Raw genomic sequence first — 24,056 nt, forward strand, 5'->3', positions numbered from 1 at the left:
GTTGTTTCAGGCGCTGCGGGGCACCACCTGGAACGGCTGCCGTTGTGCCCACCAATCCAGCACCTGATCCACCGATTGATCGATGGTCTGGCCGGAGTTGTCGAGCAGCAGGGCATCGTCGGCAGGCTTCAGCGGGGCGACGGCGCGGTTGCGGTCCCGTTCATCCCGCGCTTCCAAGTCTGCGCGAAGGTCGGCGAGTGTAGCCGGAATTCCCTTTGAAATCAATTGCTTATACCGGCGCTCGGCGCGCATGGCCGGGCTGGCCGTCAGGAACACCTTCAGCGGCGCCCCGGGGAAGATCACCGTGCCCATGTCGCGGCCGTCGCACACCAGGCCGGGCAGGCGCCGGAAACCCAGTTGCAGTGCCTGCAATGCGCCGCGCACGGCGGGGTGGGCGGAGATGCGCGAGGCCATGCTGCCCACCGCCTCCTGGCGCAACGCGGTGGCCACGTCCTCGCCGTCGAGCAGCACCGCCTCGCCATCGAAGCGCAGGTTCAGCGCCGAGGCCACGCGGGCGACACCGGCCTCGTCGTCGGCGGCCACGCCCTGGCGCTGGGCCGCCAGCGCGGTGGCGCGGTACAGCAGGCCCGAATCCAGCTGGTGCCAGCCCAGCCGCTGCGCCACGCTGGAGGCCAGCGTGCCCTTGCCCGAGGCGGTGGGCCCGTCGATGGTGATCACCGGGATGTCGGCCTCGGCCGCCTGGGCCACGCTGAACAGCACCGGGAAGTAGTCGGGGAAGGTCTTGGCCACGCAGTGGGGATCGAGGATGCGCACCGGCACCTCGGTGCCCGGCGTGGCCACCAGCGGGTTGAAGGCCGCCAGCGACAGGCACATCGCGATGCGGTGGTCGTCGTAGGTGTGGATCACGCCGGGCTGCCAGGCGCCGGGCGCCGGCGCGGTGACCTCGATGAAATCGGCGCCCTCGGTGACCACGGCGCCCAGCTTGCGCAACTCCGCCGCCATGGCGGCGATGCGGTCGGTCTCCTTCACCCGCCAGCTGGCGATGTTGGTCAGCCGGGTGGTGCCTTCGGCGTACAGCGCCATCACCGCCAGCGTCATCGCCGCATCGGGGATGTGGTTGCAGTCCAGCGTGATGGCGCGCAGCGGCCAGGCGCCGCGGCGCACCGTCAGGCGGCCGGGGCTGCCCTGCACATCGGCGCCCATGGCCTGCGCCGCCTCGACGAAGCGGATGTCGCCCTGGATCGCGTCCAGGCCCAGGCCTTCGATCACCAGCGGTTCGGTGGTGGCCGCCGTCCCTGCTGCAATGGCGCCCAGCGCGATGAAGTACGAGGCCGACGAGGCATCGGCCTCGACATGGAGCTCACCGGGTGTGCGGTAGGCGCTGCCGCCCGGGATGGTGAAGCGCGCGAAGCCCTCGCGCTGCACCGTGATGCCGAAGCGCGCCAGCAGGTTCAGCGTGATCTCGACGTAGGGCTTGCTGATCAGTTCGCCATCGACGGCGATCACCACCGGGCCGGCGGCTGACGCCAGCGGCAACGCCAGCAGCAGGGCAGTGAGGAACTGGCTGGACACATCGCCGCGCACGCGGATCTCGCGCTGGGTCTGCAGCGTGCCGCCCGCCGTCCCGTGCACCGCCAGCGGTGGGTAGCCGGGCGCGCCCAGGTCGTCGACACCGCAGCCCAGCTGGCGCAGCGCGTCGACCAGGTCGCCGATCGGACGCTCATGCATGCGCGGCACGCCGTGCAGCGTGAAGCGGCCGCCCTGCAGCGCGGCCAGCACCGCCAGTGCGGCGGTCAGCGGGCGCATCGCCGTGCCGGCATTGCCCAGGAACAGCGCAGCCTCGTGCACCCGCAGCTGCCCGCCCAGGCCGGTGACGGCCAGGGCGCCGTCGGCATGGCGCTCCAGGGTGCAGCCCAGGGCCCGCAGCGCGTCCAGCATCACCCGGGTGTCGTCGCTGTCGAGCAGGTCCCGCACGACGGTGGTGCCGGCACTCAGGCCGGCCAGCAGCAGCACGCGGTTGGAGATGCTCTTGCTGCCGGGCAGGCGCACGCTGCCGGCCGCGCCACGCAGCGGTGGCAGATCGATGTGGGTCAGGGTCATTTCTTGCCGGCGATCTGCCAGACGCCACGCGCCTCGCTGGCGCTGCGGATCATGTCCTCCAGCGCCTGCGCGTTGCCGGCCAGCATGGCGTGCTCCAGCGCGTCCAGCGCGAAGCGGAAGCGCTGGCTCTGCTTCAGCACCTCTTCGCGGTTGGCCAGCAGGATGTCGCGCCACACCGCGGGGTCGCTGGCGGCGATGCGGGTGAAGTCGCGGAAGCCGGGGCCGGCCAGGGACAGGAAATCGCGCCCGGCCGGTTGGTTGGCGATGGCCGAGAAGCAGGCGAAGGCCAGCAGGTGCGGCAGGTGGCTGACGGCGGCGAACGCGGCGTCGTGGTTCTCCGGCGTCATGCGCAGCACCTGGGCGCCGATGGCCGTCCACACATCGGTGGCCTTCTGCAGCAGCTCGGGCTGGGTCTGGGCCAGCGGCGTCAGGATCACCTGGCGGCCGTTGTACAGCGTGGCATCGGCGTGGGCCACGCCGGATTGCTCGCTGCCGGCGATCGGGTGGGCAGGCACGAAGCTCGCAATCTGCTTGGGGTCGCGCAGCACCCGGCGGGCGGTGTCGACCACGTCGCGCTTGGTCGAGCCCACGTCCATCACCAGCATGCCGTCCTTGATGCCGGCGCGGATGGCACTGAAGGTGGCCTCGGTGGCTGCCACCGGCACCGAGATCAGCACCACGTCCGAACCGGCCACCGCCCGCAGCGCGGATTCAGCCGCGACGTCGATCACGCCCATGCGCTTGGCCAGCTCGGTGGTGGTGGGCGACTTGCTGTAGCCCACCACATGCTGCACCAGGCCGGCCCGCTTGAGCGCCAGCGCGAAGGAGCCGCCCATCAGGCCGCAGCCAATGACGCCGAGTTGGTTGAACATGGCCGGGTTCAGTGCACGTCGATCGGGTAGGTGCCCAGCACCTTGAAGAAGGCGCAGGCCTCGCGCAGCGCGCGCAGGGCGGTGCCCACATGCGGCTCGTCGGGATGGCCTTCGATGTCGATGTAGAAGTAATACTCCCACTGGCCCGAGCGCGCCGGGCGCGACTCGAAGCGGGTCATCGACACGCCATGCTCCTTCAGCGGCACCAGCAGGTCGTGCACCGCGCCGGGCTTGTTGTCGACGCTGACGATCAGGCTGGTGCAGTCATGGCCCGAGGGCTTGGGTGCCGGATGGCGGTCGGGGTGGGTGACGATGGCAAACCGCGTGCGGTTGTGGGCGTCGTCCTGGATCGCCGGGGCCAGCGTGTGCAGGCCGAACTCGGCCGCAGCGCGCACGCTGGCGATCGCTGCCACGCCGGCATCCAGGCCGGCCAGGCGCGCGCCCTCGGCATTGCTGGACACCGGGCGGCGCTCCACATCCGGCAGGTGGTGGCTCAGCCAGCCGTGGCACTGGGCCAGTGCCTGCGGATGGGCGCACACCGCGGTGATGCCGGCCAGGCTGTTGGTCTTGCGCAGCAGGTTGTGCCGCACGATCAGGCTGGTCTCGCCGATGATGAACAGCGGCGTGGTCAGGAACAGGTCCAGCGAGCGGGCCACCACGCCTTCGGTGCTGTTCTCCACCGGCACCACGCCGAAATCGGCCGCGCCGGCGGTGGTGGTGCGGAACACCTCGTCGAAGCTGGCGCAGGGCACGCGGGCGATCGAGCTGCCGAAGTAGCCCAGCGCCGCTTCCTCGCTGAAGGTGCCGGCCGGGCCCAGGTAGGCCACGCGGGTGGGCGCCTCCAGCGCACGGCTGGCCGACATGATCTCGCGCCAGATCGGCGCCACGCACTCGTCCTTCAGCGGCCCGGTGTTGATCGCCTTCAGGCCGTCGATCACCTGGGCCTCGCGCTCGGGGCGGAACACCGGCGAGCCTTCGTGCTTCTTCAGCTCGCCCACCTCCACCACCACCTGCATGCGGCGATTCAGCAGGGCCAGCAGTTCGCGGTCGAGCGCGTCGATGCGCTGGCGCAGCGCCAGCAGGGCAGGGTTGGCGTTGCTGTCTGCGGGCAGCTTGGGTTGGTCAGCCATGGCGCTGGGCGAAGTCCTTGAGGTAGGCCACCAGGGCCTGCACGCCGTCCAGGGGCATGGCGTTGTAGATCGAGGCGCGCATGCCGCCGACGCTCTTGTGGCCCTTGAGCTGCAGCAGGCCGCGCTCCTTGGCGCCGGCCAGGAAGCTGTCGTTCAGGCGCTCGTCGTGCAGGAAGAACGGCACGTTCATGCGCGAGCGGCCCTCCGGCGCCACCCGGTTGCGGTAGAGGCCCGAGCGATCAAGGTAGCCGTACAGCAGCTCGGCCTTGGCGATGTTGCGCGCCTCCATCGCCGCCACGCCGCCCTGGGCCTTCAACCACTGGAACACCAGGCCGGCGATGTAGATCGCGTAGGTGGGCGGGGTGTTGAACATCGAGCCGTTGTCGGCCACGGTCTTGTAGTCGAAGGCGCTGGGGCACACCGGCAGCGCATGGCCGATCAGGTCCTCGCGCACGATCACCAGCGTCAGCCCGGCCGGGCCGATGTTCTTCTGCGCACCGGCAAAGGCCAGGCCCACACGCTGCCAGTCGATCGGCCGCGACAGGATGTGCGAGGAGCAGTCGATGACCAGCGGCGCGCTGCAGCCCAGCGCGGCCAGGTCGGGCAGCTGCTGGTATTCCACGCCGTGGATGGTCTCGTTGCTGCACAGGTGCACGTAGCGGGCGCCATCACGCAGCTGCCAGCTGGCCGGTGCCGGCAGGCTGGTGTGGCCATCGGTTTCGTTGCTGGCGGCCACCGCCACGTCGGCATAGCGCCGTGCCTCGGCAGCCGACTTCTGCGACCAGGCGCCGCTGACCACCACGTCCACCTGGCCGCCGCGCGACAGGTTCAGCGGCACGATGGCGTTCTCGCCCAGTCCACCGCCCTGCATGAACAGGATGCGGAACTGCGCCGGCACGGCCAGCAGGCTGCGCAGGTCGGCCTCGGCCTGTTCATAGATGCTGATGAACTCGCGGCCGCGGTGGCTCATCTCCATCACGCCCATGCCGCTGCCGTGCCAATCCAGCATCTCGGCGGCGGCCTGGGCCAGCACCGGCTCGGGCAGCACCGCCGGGCCGGCGGAAAAGTTGTAGGGGCGCATGCCCGGGGCTCCTGGCAGCAGGCTTACTTCTTGGCGGGGCCCGAGGCCCGGGGACCGGCCGGACGGGCGGCGGCAGCCCCTGGCGCAGCACCACCCGATTCGCCTGCGGCAGCCTGCAGCTTGCTGCCCAGGACACCTTCCAGCGCCTTCAGCTTGGGCTCGATCTGCGGCCGGGTGTCGGCCACCAGCTTCTGGCCCAGGGACTGCTGCAGTTCCCCCGACATCTGCTGGTACTTCTTGCTCACCGGCGATTCCAGCCAGGTGACCAGCACCTTCAGCTCGTCCTCGCTGAACTTCTCCTCCAGCGCGGTGCCGATGGTGGTCGGTGCGGTCTTCACAGCGCTGGCGCGCAGCACCGGGGCGATGTCGTCGAAGAACTTCTTGACCTCGGCCTGCAACTCGGCCGCCAGGGCCTCGCGCTTCTCGGCCGGCACGCGGGCCACGGCCTGGCCGGCCACCTGCAGCACCTGGTTGGCGGTCTGGTTGGCCAGCGCATTGCCGATGCCCTCGATGCCGGCCTGCTGCAGGGTCAGCACCTTCTGCACCAGTTCCTTCTTGGCCGGGGAAACGGCGCCTTGCGCCATGGCGGCAGCCGCCACGGTGGAAAGCAGGGCGGTGCAGGCCAGGCGGGTGAAAAACGTCATGGAGTGTCCAGGTTGGGGGATTCGGGGTTGGAAGCGTCGGACGCGCCGTCGGCATCGTCGCCTTGCGCGTCCACATTGGCGTCGTTCTCGACGATGCGCTGCAGGCCCGACAGCTTGCTGCCGTCGTCCAGCGCGATCAGGGTGACGCCTTGCGTGGCGCGGCCCAGTTCTCGGATTTCGCTGACCCGGGTGCGCACCAGCACGCCGCGGTCGGTGATCAGCATGATCTCGTCGGCCGGCCGCACCAGGGTGGCCGCCACCACGCGGCCGTTGCGCTCGCTCTGCTGGATGGCGATCATGCCCTTGGTGCCGCGGCCGTGGCGGGTGTACTCCTGGATGTTGGTGCGCTTGCCGTAGCCGTTCTCGGTGGCGGTGAGCACGCTCTGCGTCTCGTCCTCGGCCACCAGCATCGCGATCACGTTCTGGCCGTCTTCCAGCATCATGCCGCGCACGCCGCGGGCCTGGCGGCCCATCGGGCGCACATCGTCTTCGTCGAAGCGCACCGCCTTGCCGCCGTCGGAGAACAGCATCACGTCGTGCTTGCCGTCGGTCAGCGCCGCGCCCACCAGCTGATCGCCCTCGTCCAGGTCGACGGCGATGATGCCGGCCTTGCGCGGGTTGCTGAATTCATCCAGCGCGGTCTTCTTCACCGTGCCCAGCGCCGTGGCCATGAAGATGAAGTGATCGGCCGGGAAGCGGCGGAACTCGCCAGTCAGCGCCAGCACCACGGTGATCTTCTCGCCCGGCTGCAGCGGGAACATGTTGACGATCGGCCGCCCGCGCGAGTTGCGCGAGCCTTGCGGCACCTCCCACACCTTCAGCCAGTAGACCCGGCCGCGGTCGGAGAAGCACAGGATCCAGTCGTGGGTGTTGGCGATGAACAGCTGGTCGATCCAGTCATCGTCCTTGGTCTGCGTGGCCTGCTTGCCGCGGCCGCCGCGCTTCTGGGCGCGGTACTCGGCCAGCGGCTGGCTCTTGATGTAGCCGGTGTGGCTCAGCGTCACCACCATGTCGGTGGGCGTGATCAGATCCTCGGTGCCGAGCTCCTGCACGTTGTGCTCGATCACGCTGCGGCGCGCGCCCAGCTTGGTCTGGCCGAACTCCGCCTTGATGGCCAGCAGCTCGTCGCTGATGATGGTGGTCACCCGCTCGGGCCGGGCCAGGATGTCGAGCAGGTCGGCGATGACGGCCATCACCTCCTTGTACTCGCCGAGGATCTTGTCCTGCTCCAGACCGGTCAGGCGCTGCAGGCGCATCTGCAGGATCTCGCTGGCCTGGTCGTCGCTCAGGCGGTACAGGCCGTCGGGCTGCAGGCCCACGCTGTCGGGCAGGCCCTCGGGCCGGTACGCCTTGGCGCCGCCCACGGACTGGCCTTCGGTGCGCTGCAGCATCTCGCGCACCATGCTCGAGTCCCAGCTCTTGGCCATCAGCGCGGCCTTGGCCACCGGCGGCGTGGGGCTGGACTTGATGGTCTCGATGAACTCGTCGATGTTGGCCAGCGCCACCGCCAGGCCTTCGAGCACATGGCCGCGCTCGCGCGCCTTGCGCAGCTCGAACACCGTGCGGCGCGTCACCACCTCGCGCCGGTGCTCCAGGAAGATGTCGAGCAGCTGCTTCAGGTTGCACAGGCGCGGCTGGCCGTCGATCAGCGCCACCATGTTGATGCCGAAGGTGTCCTGCAGCTGCGTCTGCTTGTACAGGTTGTTCAGCACCACCTCGGGCACTTCGCCGCGCTTGAGCTCGATCACCACCCGCATGCCGGACTTGTCGCTCTCGTCCTGGATGTGGCTGATGCCGTCGATCTTCTTCTCGTGGACGAGCTCGGCGATGCGCTCGAGCAGCGTCTTCTTGTTCACCTGGTAGGGAATCTCGTCGACGATGATCGACTGCCGCGAGCCCTTGTCGATGTCCTCGAAGTGGCACTTGGCCCGCATCACCACCTTGCCGCGGCCGGTGCGGTAGCCCTCGCGCACGCCGTTGATGCCGTAGATGATGCCGGCGGTGGGGAAATCGGGCGCCGGCACGATCTCCATCAGCTCCTCGATCGTCGCCTCGGGCACCTTCAGCAGGTGCAGGCAGGCGTCGACGATCTCGTTGAGGTTGTGCGGCGGGATGTTGGTGGCCATGCCCACCGCGATGCCGGCAGCGCCGTTGACCAGCAGGTTGGGCAGCTTGGCCGGCAGCACCGTCGGCTCCTTCTCGGAGCCGTCGTAGTTGGGCGCGAAGTCGACCGTTTCCTTGTCCAGATCGTCCAGCATCTCGTGGGCGATCTTGGACAGCCGGATCTCGGTGTAGCGCATCGCCGCCGCGTTGTCGCCGTCGACCGAGCCGAAGTTGCCCTGGCCGTCGACCAGCATGTGGCGCAGGCTGAAGTCCTGCGCCATGCGCACGATGGTGTCGTACACCGCGGTGTCGCCGTGCGGGTGGTACTTGCCGATGACATCGCCGACGATGCGCGCGCTCTTCTTGTACGCGCGGTTCCAGTCGTTGTTCAGCTCGTGCATCGCGAACAGCACGCGGCGGTGCACCGGCTTGAGGCCGTCGCGCGCATCGGGCAGGGCGCGGCCCACGATCACGCTCATCGCGTAGTCCAGATACGAGCGGCGCATCTCCTCTTCGAGGCTGATGGGCAGTGTTTCCTTGGCGAAGGGCGTCATGCAGGTGCGGCGGGGCGGCGCCGTGGGGCAGGGGGTGCGGGCGCGGACCAGTCCGCGTGGCAGCCGGCGATTCTATGCGGCGCCCAGGTGTCGCAGCCATGCAACAACAGACCCGCCTCAACGCAGTTGGCGGCTGAAAATCAGGTTGGCAGAAGGCCCTATGGCACAATGATTCATCGGTGGCAAACGCTTGCCAAACCGGGTGTTTGCCGGCTTTTCTTGCTTCCGATTTGGACATTACGCAGGCATCTGCGGCTTTCCTCGAGAGGAGAATCATGAAGAAACTCAACAAGGTGGCGATGCTGTTTGCGTCTGCTGCACTCGCTGCTCCCATCGCTGCCCAGGCTGCAGCCCACAGTGGTGGCATGCCCGCGTCGGTGGACAACTGGCGCGCCACCGACGGCACCGTCTGGAAGAACGGTTCCAACGAGCTGTGCTGGCGTGATGCCAACTGGACGCCGGCCACGGCCGACAAGGCTTGCGATGGCGCCATCAAGCCGCCCGCACCCGCTCCGGCCCCGGCTCCGGCCCCTGCAGCCCGCCCGGCGCCCCCGCCGCCCCCGGTCGCCGCGCCTGCTCCGGCCCCGGCACCCGCTCCGGCCCCAGCTCCTGCCGCCCCGGTCAGCGAGAAGGTCACCTTCGCCGCCGATGCCTTCTTCGACTTCGACAAGTCGGTGCTGAAGCCCGAAGCCAAGGCCAAGCTGGACGACCTGGTCGGCAAGACCTCGGCCATCGCGCTGGAAGTCATCATCGCCGTCGGCCACACCGACTCGGCCGGTACCGATGCCTACAACCAGAAGCTGTCGGTCGCCCGTTCGGAAGCCGTCAAGGCGTACCTGACCAGCAAGGGCATCGAGAAGAACCGCGTGTACACCGAAGGCAAGGGCGAGAAGCAGCCCGTGGCCGACAACAAGACCGCCGAAGGCCGCGCGAAGAACCGCCGCGTGGAAATCGAAGTGGTTGGTACCCGCGCCAAGAAGTGATCGCAGGCCTTCGGGCCTTGCCATTGCGCGCCGGCTGCCAGGCCGGTGTTGTGCCCAAACCCCGCCACGGCGGGGTTTGGCGTTTCTGGGCCGGCCTGTCGCAGTGCTGCCCAGCCGTTACGATGTCCGCATGAACCTGAACGCCGACCCCCAGGAACTCGCCAAGTTTGGCGACCTGGCCCACCAGTGGTGGGACACCGAGGGCGACTTCCGCCCGCTCCACCAGATCAACCCGCTGCGGCTGGACTGGATCGACCAGCAGGCGCGGCTGGCCGGCAAGCGCGTGCTGGATGTCGGCTGCGGTGGGGGCATCCTGTCGGAGTCGATGGCCCTGCGTGGTGCCGACGTGCTGGGCATCGATCTGTCGACCAAGCCCCTGCGGGTGGCGCAGCTGCATGCGCTGGAGGCCGGTGTCACCGCGCTGCGCTACCGCGAGGTCGCGGTGGAGGCCCTGGCGGACGAACTGCCGGGGAGCTTCGATGTCGTCACCTGCATGGAGATGCTGGAGCACGTGCCGCAACCGGCGTCGGCAGTGCAGGCCTGCGCACGCCTGGCCAAGCCTGGCGGCTGGGTGTTCTTCTCCACCATCCACCGCAATGCCAAGGCGTGGCTGCAGGCCATCGTCGCGGCCGAGCACCTGCTCAAGCTGCTGCCGGTGGGCACGCACGAATACCAGCGCTTCATCCGCCCGAGCGAACTGACCCGCTGGGCGCGGGAGGCCGGCCTGGCTGCCGGTGCCTTCAAGGGCCTGGGCTACAACCCGCTCACGCAGCGCTACAGCCTGACCGATGACATCTCGGTGAACTACATGCTGGCCTGCCGGGTGCCGGGATGACGGCGCGGCCTGTCCTGCTGTTCGACCTGGACGGCACCCTGATCGACAGTGCGCCCGACCTGGCCGGCGCGGCCAACGACCTGCGCGCTGCCCACGGTCTGCCGCCGCTGCCCCATGCAGACCTGCGTCCGATGGTGGGCGCAGGCGCCCGCGGCATGGTGGGCGTGGCCTTCGGCGTGGCGCCTGGCGATGCACGCTTCGACGGGCTGAAGGACGCGTTCCTGGCGCGCTACGCCGAACGGCTGCTGCACAGCACCCGGGTGTTCGACACGGTGCTGCCGGTGCTCGACACGCTGGACCGTGCTGGCCTGGGCTGGGGCATCGTGACCAACAAGGCGATGCGCTTCACCGCGCCGCTGGTTGATGGCCTGGGCCTGGCACAACGGGCGCAGGTGGTGATCGCCGGCGACACCACGCCGCATGCCAAGCCGCATCCCGAGCCGCTGCTGGAGGCTGCGCGGCGCATCGGCGTGGCCCCCACGGCCTGTGCCTACATCGGCGACGACCACCGCGACATGCTGGCCGGCCGCGCCGCAGGCATGGCCACGCTGGCCGCAGCCTGGGGCTACCTGGGGCAAGGCGAGCCGATCGAGGCCTGGGGCGCCGATCATGTGCTGTCTGCACCGCATCAGCTCTTGCAATGGCTGGATCTGGCCTAAACTGTCGAGTTCCAGGGGCCGACCTGGCTTCGACGTGGGTGCGGAGTCGGTTCAGGGCATGCCGAGCACCAGTTCGCTCGTAAAACCACTGGAAACAAAGTAACTGCGAACGATACCTCGTACGCTCTCGCCGCTTAAAAACCGGTGAGCTTCGCAACGGTTGGCCGATGGGCCGGGCCGGAGGTGCCAAGCAATTGGCGCTGATGGCTGCGAAGTCATTCACATTGGCTGGTGCCCGGCTGCGTCATTCAGCCGGGAGCGAGACTCAAGTGACTGGTGGGCCGGGTAGCGTGCTGCTGCGCGACACGGCCCACGAGACTGAAATCAGACAGCTAAGCATGTAGAACTGGCCGGTGATGGCTTGCGGACGGGGGTTCGATTCCCCCCGGCTCCACCAAGACAAGCCCCGCAAGGGGCAGCAGGACGACAAGGCGCCGCGCTGGCAACAGCCCGGCGCCTTTGTTTTGCGCGCTCTGCGCGTGGCTCAAGTCGGCCGATGCGCCGCCGATAGACCGGCCATGCGACATCTGCCGAGACATGGTCTGCCGGGTCAGCCGCCCGCGGCAGATTCCTGGGATGCGGTGCGGCGCCCGCCCCGCCACTCCGACGAGGCGCTCACCGGCACCGCCCGGGCCTGGCTGCGCAAGCTGCCCTCCGGCCGCCGGCCGCAGCAGCTGTGCATGCAGTTCCCGCGCCTGGCCAACCTGATCGCCTGGCACTGGTCCGACCCGGTGCAGGCGCATGAGTTGCTCGACGACCTGCTGACCGACCGCCGCGGCGGCCGCGCCGGGTTCCCGCCTGCAGTGGTGCAGGAACTGCGCCGCCTGCGCGACTACAACCACCGCATCGGCGAGGCCGAGCAGCCACCCGGCTACCTGGATCTGCTGCGCCGCATCTGGCCGCGGCACTGAGGTGGCGTCGTCACCTGCCGGTTCTCGCCCGACCAGCGACGGCCTTGCGGGGCTAACATGGGTTGGCGGCCTGCCTGGCCGCCTGCCCCGGGCTCCTGCATGACGTCCATCGCCCCCCGCCAGCGGCCACCGGCCGCACCCGTGTCTGCTGCCGCTCCGGCTGCCCCCAGGCTGGACGCCGCGCGTCCCCGCGGCCGCCTGGACTGGCACCAGCTGCTGGGCTGGTTGCGCGACGATGGCCTGGTCAGCGACGACGATGCTCAGCGCGTGATCCGCCGCTTCGGCGGCGGTGCCAGCAGCCTGCATGCGCTGGTGCGCCTGGGCGGTGCCGGGCTGCAGCACCAGGGCCGCAGCCTCGATTGCGAGGCGCTGACCGAGTGGCTGGCCCAGCGGGTGCAGCTGCCCTACCTGCGCATCGACCCGCTGAAGGTGGATGTGGGCCGCGTGGCCGAGGTGATGAGCCTGCAGTACGCCGAGATGCGCAAGGTGCTGCCGGTCAGCGTGGCGGCCGATGCGGTGACGGTGGCCACCAGCGAGCCCTTCGACACCGGCTGGGTCAGCGAGATCGAGTCGCACAGCCGCCGCCGGGTCAAGCTGGTGATCGCCAACCCCGAGGACGTGGCCCGCTACACCAGCGAGTTCTACAACCTGGCCCGCTCGGTGCGCAATGCGCAGAAGAGCGGCGAGACCGCAGCCACCGCCAGCTTCGAGCAACTGGTGGAGCTGGGCAAGGCCAACAAGCAGCTCGATGCCAACGACCAGGGCGTGGTGCAGGTGGTCGACTGGCTGTGGCAGTACGCCTTCGACCAGCGCGCCTCCGACATCCACCTGGAGCCGCGCCGCGAGATGGGCGCCATCCGCTTCCGCATCGACGGCGTGCTGCACACCGTCTACCAGGTGCCGCTGACGGTGATGAATGCGATGACCGCACGCATCAAGCTGCTGGGCCGCATGGACGTGGTGGAACGTCGCCGCCCGCAGGACGGTCGCATCAAGACCAAGCGTCCCGACACGGCCGAAGGCGCTGGCGACGAGGTCGAGATGCGCCTGTCGACCCTGCCCACCGCCTTCGGCGAGAAGATGGTGATGCGGGTGTTCGACCCGGAGACGGTGGTCAAGAGCGTCGAGGCACTGGGCTTCTCGGCGCATGACGGCGAGCGCTGGGCGCAGCTGATCGGCCAGGCCCACGGCATCATCCTGGTCACCGGTCCCACCGGCAGCGGCAAGACCACCACGCTGTACTCCACGCTCAAGAGCCTGGCCACCGATGCGGTGAACGTCTGCACCGTGGAAGACCCGATCGAGATGATCGAGCCTGCCTTCAACCAGACCCAGGTGCAGGCCGCGCTGGACATGGGCTTTGCCGAGGGCCTGCGGGCGCTGATGCGGCAGGACCCGGACATCATCATGGTCGGTGAGATCCGCGACCTGGCCACCGCCGAGATGGCGATCCAGGCTGCGCTGACCGGCCACCTGGTCTTCAGCACCCTGCACACCAACGATGCCGCCTCGGCCATCACCCGGTTGATCGACCTGGGCGTGCCGCCGTACCTGATCTCGGCCACGGTGATCGGCGTGCTGGCGCAGCGCCTGGCGCGCACGCTGTGCCCGGCCTGCAAGGCACGCGACGAGACCACCACCCGCGAGACCCTGGATGCCCTGGCCCAGCCCTGGCGCCTTGCCGGCGGCGTGCGGCCCTACAAGCCGGTGGGCTGCCTGGCCTGCCGGCAGACCGGCTACCGCGGCCGCGTGGGCCTGTACGAGCTGCTCGTGCTGGGCGACGAGGCGCGCCGCGCGGTGCACCCGGCCCATGACATGGCCGCGCTGCGCCGGCATGCGGTGAAGGACGGCATGCGGCCGCTTCGCCTGGCCGGCATGATGAAGGTGGCCGAGGGCCAGACCACGGTCGACGAGGTGCTGCGGGCCACGCCCGCGTGGTCCGAATCCTGAGGCCCGTGCACCGAGGTCGCGCGGGGTGCGCGGCCGGCCTGTCCCGGCAGCGACACCCCCGGGTGCATGGGGCCCGGGCTTACGTGGAAACCACACCGGCCCCATGGGGGGGCCTCCCTAGAATCCGGCACAACTGAAACGCCGTCTCGAGGAGAACTCCCCCATGAAAATCAAGAGCCAGAGAGACTTCTGGTCAGGGTTGATGTTTGTGGCGATCGGCCTGGGCTTTGCCTGGGGTGCCACCAACTACAGCTTCGGCTCGTCGGCCCGCCCCGGCCCGGCCTATTTCCCCTTCGGCCTGGGCATCCTGCTGGCCATCATGGGCGCCCTGGTGTGGTTCGCCTCGATCACTGTCGAAACCGAAGATGGCGACCGCATCGGCGCCATCGCCTGGAAGCCGCTGATCATCATCACCGGCTCGGTGGTGATGTTCGGCTTCATCCTGCCCAAGCTGGGCATGATCCTGTCGCTGCCGTTGCTGATCATCATCTCGGCCCTGGCCGGCGACGAATGGCACTGGAAGGACTCGGTGATCAGCGTGGTCGTGCTGACCCTGGGCTCGTGGCTCATCTTCATCAAGGGGCTCAGTCTGGTCATCCCCTTGTGGCCGTCGTTCATCACCGGTTGAGGAGCCGATCATGGAACTCTTGAACAACCTGGTGCTGGGCTTCGGCGTGGCCTTCACGCTGACCAACCTGCTGTACGCCTTCGGCGGTGCGGTGCTCGGCACCCTGATCGGCGTGTTGCCGGGCCTGGGGCCGGTGGCCACCATCGCGATGCTGCTGCCCAGCATCTACGCGCTGGACGCCACGCCGGCGCTGATCATGCTGGCCGGCATCTACTACGGCGCGCAGTACGGTGGCTCGACCACCGCCATCCTGATCAACGTGCCGGGTGAATCCAGCTCGGTGGTGACGGCCATCGACGGCTACCAGATGGCCAGAAAAGGCCGGGCAGGGGCCGCGCTCGCTGCTGCGGGCCTGGGCTCGTTCTTCGCTGGCTGCGTCGGCACCATCATCATCGCGGCCTTCGCGCCGCCGCTGACCGAAGTGGCCTTCAAGTTCGGCCCGGCCGAATACTTCAGCCTGATGGTGCTGGGCCTGATCGGCGCGGTGGTGCTGGCCTCGGGCTCGCTGGTCAAGGCGATCGCGATGATCATCCTGGGCCTGCTGCTTGGCCAGATCAACACCGACGTGATCTCCGGCGTGCCGCGCTTCTCGTTCGACATCCCCGAGCTGACCGACGGCATCGGCTTCGTGGCCATCGCGATGGGCGTGTTCGGCTTTGGCGAAATCATCTCCAACCTGGGCCGCCCGGCCGAGTCGCGCGAGGTGTTCACCAAGAACGTGACCGGTCTGTGGCCCAACGCGCAGGACTTCAAGGATGCCGCGCCCGCCGTGCTGCGCGGCACCGCGCTGGGCTCGCTGCTGGGCATCCTGCCCGGCGGTGGTGCACTGCTGGCCTCGTTCGCGGCCTATACGCTCGAGAAGAAGATGCGCGGTCGCCCCGACCAGGTGCCCTTCGGCCAGGGCAACATCCGCGGCGTGGCCGGCCCCGAGGCTGCCAACAACGCCGGCGCGCAGACCAGCTTCATCCCGATGCTGACGCTGGGCATCCCGCCGAACGCGGTGATGGCGCTGATGGTGGGCGCCATGACGATCAAGGGCATCCAGCCCGGCCCGCAGGTGATGACCAGCAACCCCGAACTGTTCTGGGGCCTGATCGCGTCGATGTGGGTCGGCAACCTGATGCTGGTGATCCTGAACCTGCCGCTGATCGGCATCTGGATCAAGCTGCTGACCGTGCCCTACCGCTTCCTGTTCCCGGCCATCGTCACCTTCTGCTGCATCGGCAGCTACACGCTGAACAACAACCCGTTCGACGTGTACATGACGGCCATCTTCGCGGTCGTGGGCTATGCCTTCTACAAGCTGGGCTGCGAGCCGGCGCCGCTGCTGCTGGGCTTCATCCTGGGCCCGATGATGGAGGAGAACCTGCGCCGCGCGCTGCTGCTGTCGCGCGGCGACTGGACCACCTTCGCCACCCGGCCGTTGTCGGCAGCGCTGCTGGCAGCTGCGCTGCTGATGGTGGTGGTGGTCATGCTGCCCTCGATCAAGGCCAAGCGCCGGGAAGCCTTCGTCGACGACTGACGCCGGCGTTGCACTTGTCTGTCTGACGGCCCCGCAAGGGGCCGTCGGCACTTCTGCTCGGCGCGTTCGGCGTGCCGCCCGGTGGATCAGTGGCGCAGCGCCTCGTCGACCGCGCGCAAGACCTGCTGCGCATCCAGCGGCTTGGTCAGGAACTGGGAGGCGCCGGCGTCAAAGCACTCGTCGATGCGTTGTGGGCGGCTCTCGGCCGAGACCACGATCACCTGCAGCGTCTTCCAGCGTGAGTCGGCGCGCAGCGCCCGCAGCACCTCGATGCCGGGGTGGTCGGGCAGGTCCAGGTCCAGCAGCACCAGGTCGGCGTCGGCGGCCAGGGCCAGGCCCTCGGTGGCGGTGCCGGCGCACACCAGGGTGACGCCCGGGCGCTGGGCCAGCAGGGCCTGCATGGCGGTGGTGTCGGCGGTGCTGTCCTCGATGTAGAGCACCTTGCCGATGCTCACCTGCGGCAGCCGGAGGGCGCCGGCATTGACCACGGTGCGCTGTGGCTCTCCGGCCGGCCGTGGCAGGGCGAGGCTGAAGACCGAGCCCTGGCCCGCCTGGCTGCTGACCTCCAGCGTGCCAGCCATCAGCTCGGTGAGCTTGCGGCAGATCACCAGGCCGATGCCGGTGCCCTGGCTGCCGGGCTGGCCGGGCACGCCGTTCTGCTCGCGGCCCAGGCGGTTGAACGGCGTGAACAGCGCGCCCAGCTGGTCTGCGTCCATGCCGATGCCGGTGTCCTCCACCTCGATGCTGACCTCGCCCACCGCGCCCGGCCGGGTGCGCAGCACCACCTGGCCGCCGCGGCGGTTGTACTTCACCGCATTGCCCAGCAGGTTGACCAGCACCTGGCGCAGCCGCACCGGGTCGGCCTGCACCCATTCGGCCTGCGGGCTCAGCGACAGTTCAACCTGCACCTGCGCCTGCTGCGCCGCCGGCTCGACCATGGCCATGGCCTCCTGCGCGACGTCGGGCAGCGACACCGGTTCCAGCGTCAGCCGCAGGCCGCCGGCCTCCATGCGCGAGAGGTCGAGCACGTCGTTGATCATGTCCAGCAGGTGCCAGCCGGCCTGGCGGATCTGCGCCAGGCCGTGGCGCTGCTGCGGCTGCAGGCCTTCGCCGCCGGCCATGTCGTCATTGCCCAGCATCTGGGCAAAGCCGAGGATGGCATTCAGCGGTGCCCGCAGCTCATGGCTCAGCCGGGCCAGGAAGTCGCTCTTGGTGCGGCTGGCCACCTCGGCCTGGTCGCGCTCGCGTTCGGCCTCGCGCAGGCGCAGCACCTGGGTCAGGTCCTGCAGTGCGCCCACGGTGGCCACCGGCGCGCCGCTGGCGTCGTGCAGGGTGCGCAGACTGGCGGCCACCTGCAGCACCCGGCCGTCGGGCGTCAGGAAGCGCTGGCGCCGCGCCTGGCCGCCACCCATGGCCGCGGCGGTGCCGTCGTCCTCGGCCACGTCGGGCAGGCGGAAGTCCGCCAGCGGGCGCTGCAGCAGCGCGTCCGGCGGGCAGCCCATCATCTGGCAGAAGGCGGGGTTGACCTCGGTGATGCGGCCGGCCGGGTCGACCACGGTGACGCCGATGTTCACGCCGTCGAAGATGGCGCGGAAGCGTTGCTCGCTGACGGCCAGCCGGGCCTCGGCCTGGCGGCGTTCGTCGACCTCGGCCCGCAGGGCGGCGGTGCGCTCCTGCACCCGGTCCTCGATGCGGCGCAGCCGGCCGCTCAGTGCCAGCAGCAGCGCGCCCAGCATGGCCATGCCGGCCACCGCTGGCAGGGCCAGCAGCCACACGGCAGTGAACAGCCGGTTGTCGGCAGTGGGCGGCTCGGTGACCAGCAGGTCGAGCCGCTGCTCGCCCACGGTCAGCGCATAGGCCGCTGCCCGCAGCGCGCGTGCCGGCACGTCGGCCTCGCAGCCACGGGGGCCGGCCAGGCGCTGGCGGCTGCCCTTGCCGGCATCCCTGTTGCCCTCCAGCAGGCAGACGCGCAGGTTGGGGTCGTCGTCGTCGGGCAGCACCGGGGCCAGCAGCGCATGGGCGTCGACCCGGGCAAACACCAGCCGGGTGGCCGCACTGCCGGCCGCCGCCGGGGCCACTCCCTGCAGCACCAGCAGCTGGGCTGCGGCCGGTGCGGCCGCCACCAGCGGGTGCAGCACCGGCTGGCCAGGCCCTGCCAGCGCCCGCTCCACGGCCGCGGCCAGGCCGGCATCGGGCTGCAGCTGGCCATTGGCGCCGGGCCGCAGTGCGGGCAGGGCAGTGGCTTCGCCGGTCTGCTGCACCGCATGGGGCAGCAACAGTTCACCGTCTGCACTGCCGCGTTCCAGCCATCCGGTGGCGCGCAGGCCGGCGATGCGTCCCATCCAGCCGTTGCTGAGCTGGTTGAACAGGGCCGTGTCCTGGCCGCCGGCCACGGTCAGCACGCCGCGCAGCGTCAGCACCGCATCCATCGGCGTGGCCAGCAACTGCTGCACCCGCACCCGGCGCAGGTTGGCCTCGCGGTCGAAGTACACCTGCAGGCGCTGTTCGTCGCGGCTGGCCACCTGGTGCAGGCCCGGCAGCAGCACGGCCACCATCAGCACCAGCGGCAGCGCCACCAATCGGCGGCGTGGCCGCCAGGGGGCCGCGGGGCGGGCCAGCCAGCACAGCAGCACCGGGGCGGTGACGATGATGCCGGCCGCATCGGCGATGAACCGGCCCACCGCGCCGGCCAGCTGCGGCCGCAGCTGGGCCGCCGTGACGGTCTCCTGGACCCAGGTGCCCAGCGCGCCGCCCAGCACGCCCAGTGCGGCCGCTGCCGGCGCCGCCACCAGCACCAGGCGGCGCAGCCGCGGCCAGGTGTCCAGCAGCAGCAGGTCGGGATCGGCGGCATGGCGCATCAGCCAGCCCACCAGCGTGGCCTGCAGGCCCAGCACCGCAGTGGCCAGCAGGGCCGGTTGCCAGGCGATGCCGCGCACCGCCAGGTCGGCCACCAGCACACCGGCCAGCGCGGCCGGCACCGTCCAGCGGCCGCGGGCGATGGCGGCCGCGGCGGCCACGCCCAGCACCACCGACAGTGGCACCAGCATGGCCGTGCCCAGGGTGTAGGCCGGCAGCAGCGCCTGCAGGGCCGCGCAGAGCACGGCCAGGGCCAGGCCGCGGAGGACGATGTGGGCGAGGCTGTCGGTCTCGGGTTCGGTGCGGGGCAGGGCGTTGGCCGTGGTGGACGACTCGTTCATGTTGTTGTTGCTGCTGTCGAGTGCCGGCAAGTATGGCGCAGCAGCCGGCGTGGCCCGGCTGGGCACGGGCTCCCTAGAATCCCGGCATGACCACGCTGCCACTGCAGGCCCGCTGGGTGGGCCCGCTGCTGGCCATGGCCGGCGCGGTCGCCTTCTCCGGCAAGGCCATCATCGTCAAGCTGGCCTACCGCCATGGCGTGGATGCGGTGACGCTGATCATGCTGCGCATGGCGGTGGCGCTGCCGTTCTTCCTGCTGATGTGCTGGTGGGCCGGCCGCGGCCGCACGCCGCTGCCCTGGCGCGACCGCTGGATCGCCGCCGCGCTGGGCTTCAGCGGCTACTACCTGTCGAGCTTTCTCGACTTCCTCGGCCTGCAGCACATCACCGCCAGTCTGGAGCGGCTGATCCTGTACCTGACGCCGTCGGTGGTGCTGCTGCTGTCCTGGGCGCTGTATGGCCGCCGGGCCAGCGCGCGGCAGTGGCTGGCGATGGCGCTGGCCTACTTCGGCCTGGTGCTGGTGTTCGGCCACGAGCTGACGCTGGAGGGCCCGCGCGTGGCGCTGGGCACGGCGCTGGTGGTCGCCAGCACGCTCAGCTACGCCGGCTACCTGCTCTACAGCGGCGAGGTGGTGCAGCGCATCGGCGCGCTGCGGCTCACCGGCTGGGCCAGCGCAGTGGCCTGCGTGCTGTGCCTGGCGCAGTTCGCGCTGCTGCGGCCGCTGGCGGGCGTGGCCGACATCCCGGCGCCGGTGCTGTGGCTGAGCCTGGTCAACGGCACGCTGTGCACCGTGCTGCCGGTGCTGATGGTGATGATGGCCATCGAGCGCATCGGCTCGGCCAAGGCGGCGCAATACGGCATGGTCGGGCCGGTGACCACCATCGCCATGGGCGTGCTGATCCTGGGCGAACCGTTCACCGCCTGGGTGGCCGCCGGCACGCTGTGTGTGCTGGGCGGCGTGGCGCTGCTGGCGCGCACACGGTAGGCTTCACCGATTCATCCAACCAACGAGGAGAGCACGCATGGATCTGGGCATCGCAGGCAAGTGGGCGCTGGTGTGTGCCGCCAGCAAGGGGCTGGGGCGCGGCTGCGCCGAATCGCTGGCGCGCGAAGGCGTCAACGTGGTCATCACCGCGCGCGGTGCCGAGGCGCTGGAAGCCACGGCCGCCGACATCCGCCGGATGGCCCCCGGCGTGCAGGTGCGCACCGTGGCCGGCGACATCACCACCGAGGCCGGCCGCGCCGCGGCGCTGGCCGCCTGCCCGCAGGTCGACATCCTGGTCAACAACGCCGGCGGCCCGCCGCCGGGCGACTTCCGCCAGTGGGACCGCGCCGCCTGGCTGGCCGCGGTGGAGGGCAACATGTTCACGCCGATCGAGCTGATCAAGGCCACGGTCGATGCCATGGCGGCACGGGGTTATGGCCGGGTGATCAACATCACCTCGTCGTCGGTGAAGGCGCCGATCGACTTCCTGGGCCTGAGCAACGGTGCCCGCAGCGGCCTGACCGGCTTCGTCGCCGGCGTGGCCCGCCAGCCGCAGCTGGCCGGCCGCGGCGTGACGATCAACAGCATCCTGCCCGGCTCCTTCGACACCGACCGGCTCAAGCAGGGCTTCAAGGCCAATGCCGCCAAGGCCGGCGTGTCGCCCGAGGAACTGGCCGACCGCCGCCGCGTGCTGGTGCCGGCGCAGCGCTTCGGCACGCCGGCCGAGTTCGGCGAGTTGTGCGCCTTCCTGTGCAGCCTGCAGGCCGGCTACATCACCGGCCAGAACCTGCTGATCGACGGCGGCGCCTACCCGGGCACCTACTGACCGCGCGCCGGGCCGCGTCCACTGCACGGCAGGCGGACGGCGCCGCATGGGCGCTTGCCAGCCTTGACGCCCGCGGTGCTTGACCGTCCAATGGATCGACGGGAGCCGGCCTGCAGTCCGGCACGAGGGGAACGCGGTGGTGGATTCGGTCTCGGTCTTCTTCTCCTATTCACACAAGGACGAAGAACTGCGCAACGCGCTGGACGTGCACCTGGCGCCGCTGCGCCGCGACAGGCTGATCGCCGCCTGGCATGACCGCAAGATCAGCGCCGGGACCGAATGGGATGCGGCCATCCAGTCCAAGCTGCGCGCTGCCGACATCATCGTGCTGCTGCTCAGCCCCGATTACCTCGCGTCCGACTATTGCGCCGTCCACGAGATCCCGGCCGCGCTGGCGCGCCATGCCGCGGGCGAGGCGGTGGTGATCCCGGTGGTGCTGCGCACCTTCACCTGGAGCGCCTCGCCGGTGGCCCACCTGCAGAGCCTGCCGCGCGACAAGAAGGCCATCAACGGTTGGGCCGACCGCGATGAGGCCTACGTCATCGTGGCCGAAGGCATCCGCGAGGAGGCCATGCGGGTGCTGGAGCTGCGCCGCCAGCAGGCGCTGCAGCGCGACGCTGCCCGCGAGCGCTACCAGACCAAGGTGCTGGAGATGCTGTCGGACGGCCGCATCTCGCCGGTCGAACGCGACACGCTGGACGAGCTGCGCGACGACCTGAAGCTCACGCCAGCCGAGGCGCGGGCGATCGAGGCCAAGGCGGCCGAGCCGCTGACCAAGTACAGCGAGGATCTGGAGCGCTACAAGCGCACCCTGCTGAAGGTGATCGACGAGGAATACCCGATCGGCGAGCAGCTGCGTGAAGACCTGAAGCTGCGCCGGCGCGACCTCGGCCTGAAGGACGAGGATGCCGACCGCGTGGAGGCGCCGATCCTGGCCGAGGCCGAGGCACGCCACCAGCGGGCGCGAGAGGCGGTTGCCGCGGCGCCCGTGGTGCCCCCGGCACCACCTGCCCCACCGGCGCCGCCAGTGCCAGCCGCCCCACCCATGGCTGCGGCCCCGCCGGTGCCTCAGGTCCCGCCGGCGGCGGCGGCGCTGCCCGAGCCACCGCCTGCGCCGGCGCCGCTTCCGCCAGCGGACCTGGACGACATCTTCGGCATCCTGGATGCGCCTGTGCCTGCGCCCGCCCCGGTGGCCGCCGAGCAGGAGGATCTGCTGGCCGACGTCGACGTCGTCGAGGTGGTGGCCACGGTCCTTGCCGAGTGCGGCCATGGCGGCGACCTGCATGTGGCGCCGAAGATTCCCGCCGCCAAGCTCGACCGGGCACGCCGGTCCTGCAACGTGCCATCGGACGAGCCGGTGCTCGGTCTGCTCGACCTCACGGTCTTCGGATCGGCCAGCGACGCGCTGCTGATCGGGCCGATCGGGATCGACTACCACCACGACCATGGGGACACCAAGGACTTCCATCTGCAGTGGTCGGACATGGTGCTCATGGCCCAATGTGGCGAAGTCTTCACGGTGAAGGACAAGACCCAGGTGGTCGCACCCAACGGCACAGTGCTCTACGTGCCGTGCAGCGTGGCCACGTCCGATCTGGCGACGCTGCTGACCTCCATCCTGCAGCGGCTGATCGACGCTGCTGATGCCGCGGCCAGCGTGCCTGAGGCGCCGCCAGCGGCGCAGTCCGTGCATGCCGGCCCGGTGATCGTCGCCCCCGCGGGCGCGCAGGCCCAGGAGCAGGCCGTCTGGAGCCACCTGCTGGCCGACATGAAGGCCGATCTGAACGACAGCATCAGCCGCCTGCTCTACGACCGCAGCGTCGGGTCCGAACTGCGGGTGTTCGCGCTGGCCGGTGATGCCCGGGCCGACCTGCTGTGTGCCTTCGTCGGTGATTCCGGCGACTTGCTGGTGGCCGTGTGGGGCAACAAGGAACTGCCGCAGGTGCTGAGCCTGGCCCACCCGGCCCGCAAGCGGCTCACCGATGAACTGGGCTTCCAGGTGCTCACCGGGCAGGGATTGGCCTTTGCCCGCGGCTTCGGGCCGGCGGGCGAGGCCGATGTCGACGAGGTGGTGGCCTTGCTGGCAGACCTGATCTTCTCGGTGTTCGACCTGCCGCGCGGCGGCCTGGCGGTGAGCTGGGAGCTGCCGGCGGTCTGAGGGCCTGCTGCCGCCGCAGCCCGTGGTCCGCGCCGGGCCCGCCATGCCCACCGGCGCCGATACACTGGCGCCCCGCCGCCGTTGCCCCACCGCCCGTGTCCGACCGCCTTGCCGTCCTGCCGCAATACCTGCTGCCCAAGCAGGCGCTGACCCAGCTGGCTGGCGCCGTGGCGCGGCGCCGTGGTGGCGCCTTCACCACCGCGCTGATCCGCCGCTTCGTCGCCCGCTATGGCGTCGACATGGCCGAGGCCGCCGACCCGCGCATCGAGGCCTACGCCAGCTTCAACGACTTCTTCACCCGCGCGCTCAGGTCCGGCGCTCGCCCGTTGGCCGATGCGCCGCTGCTGTGCCCGGTCGATGGCGCGATCAGCCAGTTCGGCCCGGTGCAGCAGGGCCAGGTGTTCCAGGCCAAGGGCCACAGCTACAGCGCCACCGCGCTGGTGGGTGGCGACGCGGCGTTGGCCGCGCCGTTTGCCGATGGCGACTTCGCCACGCTGTACCTCAGCCCGCGCGACTACCACCGCATCCACATGCCCTGCGCCGGCAGGCTGCGCCGCATGCTCCATGTGCCGGGCGATCTGTTCTCGGTGAACCCGACCACCGCCCGCGGCGTGCCCGGACTCTTCGCCCGTAACGAGCGGGTGGTCTGCGTGTTCGACGATGCGGCCGGCCGGCCCTTCGTGCTGGTGCTGGTGGGCGCCACTATCGTCGGCAGCATGGCCACTGTGTGGCATGGCCTGGTGAACCCGCCGCGGCCCGGCACGGTGCGTGACTGGCACTACACCGGCGACCAGGCCGTGCAACTCGACCGCGGCGCCGAGATGGGCCGCTTCCTGCTGGGATCGACCGTGGTGATGCTGTTCACCCGCGCGCAGATGCAGGGCCTGCGGTTCAACCCGGCCTGGGCACCCGGTGGCCCCATCCGCATGGGCCAGGCGATGGCGGCCTGAGTCCGGCGC

The 24,056-nt window shown here is 70.2% G+C and carries 18 protein-coding genes and 1 other RNA gene; 12 read left to right on the plus strand and 7 right to left on the minus strand.

Features of this window, described 5'->3' with window-relative positions; translation table 11 throughout:
* Positions 1-6: 6 nt before the first annotated feature.
* Genes FFT10_RS08650 through gyrA form a run of 6 tightly spaced genes read right to left on the minus strand, consistent with a single transcriptional unit; the run spans position 7 to position 8,445 of the window.
* A complete protein-coding gene (locus FFT10_RS08650; RefSeq protein ID WP_137732392.1) occupies positions 7-2,061 on the minus strand; it encodes a bifunctional 3-phosphoshikimate 1-carboxyvinyltransferase/cytidylate kinase in 2,055 nt (684 codons plus the stop codon).
* Positions 2,058-2,933, minus strand: a complete 876-nt coding sequence (locus FFT10_RS08655; protein ID WP_137732393.1) for a prephenate dehydrogenase — start codon at positions 2,931-2,933, stop codon at positions 2,058-2,060. The genes FFT10_RS08650 and FFT10_RS08655 overlap by 4 nt, the downstream gene beginning before the upstream one ends.
* 8 nt (positions 2,934-2,941) lie before the next feature.
* Positions 2,942-4,063 (minus strand): prephenate dehydratase, encoded by a 1,122-nt coding sequence (pheA, locus tag FFT10_RS08660; protein ID WP_137732394.1) that lies wholly within the window; start codon positions 4,061-4,063, stop codon positions 2,942-2,944.
* On the minus strand, positions 4,056-5,144 hold the full coding sequence (gene serC, locus FFT10_RS08665) for a 3-phosphoserine/phosphohydroxythreonine transaminase (RefSeq protein ID WP_137732395.1): 1,089 nt from the start codon (positions 5,142-5,144) through the stop codon (positions 4,056-4,058). The genes pheA and serC overlap by 8 nt, the downstream gene beginning before the upstream one ends.
* A 23-nt stretch (positions 5,145-5,167) precedes the next feature.
* The gene (locus tag FFT10_RS08670; protein WP_137732396.1) at positions 5,168-5,788 is read right to left on the minus strand and encodes a DUF2059 domain-containing protein; all 621 of its coding nucleotides are present in this window, start codon (positions 5,786-5,788) and stop codon (positions 5,168-5,170) included.
* Entirely contained in the window at positions 5,785-8,445 is a 2,661-nt protein-coding gene (gene gyrA / locus FFT10_RS08675) for a DNA gyrase subunit A (protein ID WP_137732397.1), read from the minus strand. Before gyrA ends, FFT10_RS08670 begins: the two co-directional genes overlap by 4 nt.
* A gap of 275 nt (positions 8,446-8,720) precedes the next feature.
* Between gyrA and ompA the strand changes: the two genes are divergently transcribed.
* The 8 genes from ompA to FFT10_RS08715 all read left to right on the plus strand — a co-directional run bounded on the left by ompA (position 8,721) and on the right by FFT10_RS08715 (position 15,933).
* Positions 8,721-9,428 (plus strand): outer membrane protein OmpA, encoded by a 708-nt coding sequence (gene ompA, locus FFT10_RS08680; RefSeq protein WP_137732584.1) that lies wholly within the window; start codon positions 8,721-8,723, stop codon positions 9,426-9,428.
* A gap of 130 nt (positions 9,429-9,558) precedes the next feature.
* Positions 9,559-10,263, plus strand: a complete 705-nt coding sequence (gene ubiG, locus FFT10_RS08685) for a bifunctional 2-polyprenyl-6-hydroxyphenol methylase/3-demethylubiquinol 3-O-methyltransferase UbiG (protein WP_137732398.1) — start codon at positions 9,559-9,561, stop codon at positions 10,261-10,263.
* Positions 10,260-10,922 (plus strand): phosphoglycolate phosphatase, encoded by a 663-nt coding sequence (gene gph, locus FFT10_RS08690; RefSeq protein WP_137732399.1) that lies wholly within the window; start codon positions 10,260-10,262, stop codon positions 10,920-10,922. Before ubiG ends, gph begins: the two co-directional genes overlap by 4 nt.
* Before the next feature lie 14 nt (positions 10,923-10,936).
* Positions 10,937-11,319: a transfer-messenger RNA gene (gene ssrA / locus FFT10_RS08695) on the plus strand.
* Positions 11,320-11,503: 184 nt separating this feature from the next.
* Complete coding sequence (locus FFT10_RS08700; protein WP_137732400.1) at positions 11,504-11,833, plus strand: hypothetical protein; 330 nt, start codon at positions 11,504-11,506, stop codon at positions 11,831-11,833.
* 99 nt (positions 11,834-11,932) lie between these two features.
* The gene (tfpB, locus tag FFT10_RS08705; RefSeq protein ID WP_137732401.1) at positions 11,933-13,783 is read left to right on the plus strand and encodes a type IV pilus assembly ATPase TfpB; all 1,851 of its coding nucleotides are present in this window, start codon (positions 11,933-11,935) and stop codon (positions 13,781-13,783) included.
* Positions 13,784-13,946: 163 nt separating this feature from the next.
* The gene (locus FFT10_RS08710) at positions 13,947-14,411 is read left to right on the plus strand and encodes a tripartite tricarboxylate transporter TctB family protein (protein WP_137732402.1); all 465 of its coding nucleotides are present in this window, start codon (positions 13,947-13,949) and stop codon (positions 14,409-14,411) included.
* Between the two features lie 10 nt (positions 14,412-14,421).
* A complete protein-coding gene (locus tag FFT10_RS08715; protein WP_137732403.1) occupies positions 14,422-15,933 on the plus strand; it encodes a tripartite tricarboxylate transporter permease in 1,512 nt (503 codons plus the stop codon).
* An 86-nt stretch (positions 15,934-16,019) separates the two neighbouring features.
* On the opposite strand, the gene FFT10_RS28580 is transcribed toward FFT10_RS08715, so the two are convergent.
* A complete protein-coding gene (locus FFT10_RS28580; RefSeq protein WP_137732404.1) occupies positions 16,020-19,130 on the minus strand; it encodes an ATP-binding protein in 3,111 nt (1,036 codons plus the stop codon).
* Between the two features lie 86 nt (positions 19,131-19,216).
* Here FFT10_RS28580 and FFT10_RS08725 point away from each other — a divergent pair, with 86 nt between their 5' ends.
* The 4 genes from FFT10_RS08725 to asd all read left to right on the plus strand — a co-directional run bounded on the left by FFT10_RS08725 (position 19,217) and on the right by asd (position 24,047).
* Entirely contained in the window at positions 19,217-20,113 is an 897-nt protein-coding gene (locus FFT10_RS08725; RefSeq protein WP_137732405.1) for a DMT family transporter, read from the plus strand.
* A 37-nt stretch (positions 20,114-20,150) separates the two neighbouring features.
* On the plus strand, positions 20,151-20,939 hold the full coding sequence (locus FFT10_RS08730) for an SDR family oxidoreductase (RefSeq protein WP_137732406.1): 789 nt from the start codon (positions 20,151-20,153) through the stop codon (positions 20,937-20,939).
* A gap of 136 nt (positions 20,940-21,075) precedes the next feature.
* Complete coding sequence (locus tag FFT10_RS08735; RefSeq protein WP_162520723.1) at positions 21,076-23,097, plus strand: toll/interleukin-1 receptor domain-containing protein; 2,022 nt, start codon at positions 21,076-21,078, stop codon at positions 23,095-23,097.
* 95 nt (positions 23,098-23,192) lie between these two features.
* Positions 23,193-24,047 (plus strand): archaetidylserine decarboxylase, encoded by an 855-nt coding sequence (gene asd, locus FFT10_RS08740; protein WP_137732408.1) that lies wholly within the window; start codon positions 23,193-23,195, stop codon positions 24,045-24,047.
* Positions 24,048-24,056: the final 9 nt, after the last annotated feature.

Origin of the sequence: Pseudaquabacterium pictum (assembly GCF_005403045.1) — a bacterium.
Lineage (GTDB): Bacteria > Pseudomonadota > Gammaproteobacteria > Burkholderiales > Burkholderiaceae_C > Pseudaquabacterium > Pseudaquabacterium pictum.